The 2,852-nt window shown below is 40.3% G+C and carries 3 protein-coding genes; all 3 read left to right on the top strand.

Going from position 1 to position 2,852, the window contains the following annotated elements:
* Nucleotides 1-418 (top strand): hypothetical protein (locus tag CCU_RS12950; RefSeq protein ID WP_208896266.1); only part of this gene is annotated, 418 nt, incomplete at its 5' end.
* Complete coding sequence (locus CCU_RS12945) at nt 357-1,466, top strand: hypothetical protein (RefSeq protein WP_208896265.1); 1,110 nt, start codon at nt 357-359, stop codon at nt 1,464-1,466. The genes CCU_RS12950 and CCU_RS12945, both read left to right, overlap by 62 nt.
* A 94-nt stretch (nt 1,467-1,560) precedes the next feature.
* A partial coding sequence (locus tag CCU_RS12940; protein ID WP_305803645.1) for a GLUG motif-containing protein occupies nt 1,561-2,852 on the top strand: 1,292 nt, incomplete at its 3' end.

Below are 2,852 nucleotides of genomic sequence, written 5' to 3'. Positions count from 1 at the left end.
ATTAATATTTAAGAAGGGAATTATAATTGCGCTTGCTGCAGCGGTGGTTATGTCGCCTGCGTCGGTGATGGGTGTAAGCGGCTGGGGAGTGATGAATGCTAAGGCAGAGGAGACTACAACGGAAAAAATACCCGAATATTTATTGATGGGCTCAACACGTCTTATTGATAATGGGGAATTTCAAGATGATGGAGTTTCTGGTAATGATGACACGATATATCAGGGAACCAATTGGTACTATGACATCACGAGGAATCAGCTTGTACTGGAAAATGCGTATATTTCTGGAAACATTACGATTCAGAACGGTGATCTTTCGATTATGTTATCCGGAACAAATACCTATGAGATCAGATATGGTGATTCAAAGTATTTTAACAGAAAGCGGAATTGTGCCTACATTAGAAATAAATGGTAACAATCAGAATGAAAGTCTAAGTTGTGGAAAAATCAGTGCAGATGACTTAGGCTCAAATAATAATAATATAAAAATTATAGGAGCAACGCTGGAGACTTCCCAAATTGAATGTAGCGGCAGCTTAACGATTGAAAATAGCCATGTGGTAGCAAATGAGGAGGATCATTCAAACGTAATTAGTGGTGATAAAATTAATATAGTAGACAGTTATGTTGAAGCGAAAGCAACAACAGAACGATACGAAGGTGAGGTAATTAGATCAAATCAACAAATTAATGTATCAGGAAGCCAGATCGTGGTTAGCCGTGCTTTAGCCTGTCAAGAACCTGTATTAAGTGATTGTGACTTCAGCAACTCTGTCATCACAAAGCAATGGAACGACATTGAGACCGGTGATGATGTAACGAAAACATATGTATATGGTAAAGCCGCTTTAAAAGAAGATTTAACGATTGCAAGTGGAGAAAGCATAGAATTTGATAGTAGTGCAAGTATCGCCAATCTGGACAAGCTTATTGTTAAAGATGGAGCCACAATTCTGATAGATGGAGCTGAACACAAACATAATACAAACGGTAATATTACATATATTTGGCAAGATGACAAAGAACATACAAAAGGAGTAGCATGCAAAGACTGTCCGATCGGATATGTGACTAAAGAGACGGAAGCACACAATTATAATTCGCAGGGATTTTGTACAGATTGCGACGCATATCAGCCGGCGGTGCTCACTACGGACAAGTATGATATTAATGAGGACGGGACAAAGGATGCGGTTTACGAGATCAGTAATGCAGGTCAGCTCTACTGGTTTGCCGGACTTGTAAATGGCACACTTTCAGGCGTAGCGCAGAATAAATCAGCCAATGCAGTCCTGACAGCGGATATTGTTGTGAATGCAAATGTTCTGAAGTCGGATGGAACCTTGAATGAGGGAACATTTAAGGAATGGACACCGATTGCAACTAGCGCAAGTCCATACACTGGTATATTTGATGGACAAAAACCACACAATCAGTGGATTGTATTTCAATCAAGAGAATAGTTATGATGTAGGATTGTTCGGTCGTAACAATGGTAAGATTGCCAATGCAGGTATTTTGGATTCTTATTTCTATGGTACCAGCAAGGTAGGAGGCATGTGTGGAAATAATTATACCGGAACTATCTCAAACTGTTATAATACCGGCAGCGTTAGTGGTATAGGAACAGCAGGAGGCGTGAGTGGATATAATTATACCGGAAGCATCACAAACTGTTATAATACCGGAAACGTCAGTGGTAGTAGCGGTTTTGTAGGAGGCGTGAGCGGATATAATAGTAAAGGAACTATCATAAACAGTTATAATGCCGGCAGCGTCAGTGGCTTAGAATATGTAGGAGGCGTGAGCGGAATTAATTATACCGGAAGCATCACAGACTGCTATAATATCGGTAGCGTCAGTGGTAGCGAAGGTAATGTGGGAGGTGTGAACGGATATAATGACGGAGGAACCATCACAAATAGTTATAATGCCGGTAGCGTCAGTGGTACAGAACGTTATGTAGGAGGCGTGAGCGGATATAATGACGGAGGAACTATCACAAACTGCTATAATGTCGGTAGTGTTGGTGGTAGTGGATATGTAGGAGGCGTGAACGGATGGTATAAAGGAATTATCACAAACTGTTATAATACCGGTAGTGTCAGTGGTACAGGGGTTAATGTAGGAGGTGTGATCGGACGTAATGAATCCAATGCAAGCATTACAAACTGTTATTACGACAGCACTATTTATACTGGAAATGCGATAGGCGCGAATGACGGAACCACTGAAAAGGTTGAAGGTAAAACGACAGAGCAATTCAAAACAGGTGAAGTTACATATCTCCAGCAGAACGGTCAGCCAGAAGAAATTTGGGGACAGACCATCGGAACAGACACCTATCCTGTATTACATGGTCCGAAGGTATATAAGAGCATAACTTATATGGGCTGTAACGATTCATCTGAAATTGCCTCGGTGTCATACAGCAATGAGAAAAAGGATGTATTTGGCAAACATAACTTCGAGGATGGCATATGCAGATACTGCGGTGAGAAACTTGCAGCGACAGTCACAAAAGGTGATGAGACTATATCCTGTGTTTCACTGCCAGAAGCAATAAGTTATGCCGAAAACATGCCGGACAGTGTTGTCACCGTTATGGAAGATACAAATACAGCTCTTGATATAAACAATCCCGATTCTGATTTTACTATAGACATAAATGGACATAAGACAGATGATATTGATGTAAAAAACGGAAAAATAACGATAATTGATTCTAAGACGGGAGGAGACGTAAAAGGTCATTTAGATATAAAAAAAGATTCAACAGTAACAATTGGTAATGTAAAAATTTCGGGAACGATACATACTATGGGTCAATTGATACTAAATGGTGGAGA

Origin of the sequence: Coprococcus sp. ART55/1, from assembly GCF_000210595.1 — a bacterium.
Lineage (GTDB): Bacteria > Bacillota > Clostridia > Lachnospirales > Lachnospiraceae > Coprococcus > Coprococcus aceti.
The sequence above is the reverse complement of the archived record's forward strand: the minus strand, read 5'-3'. Positions and strand labels throughout refer to the sequence as shown.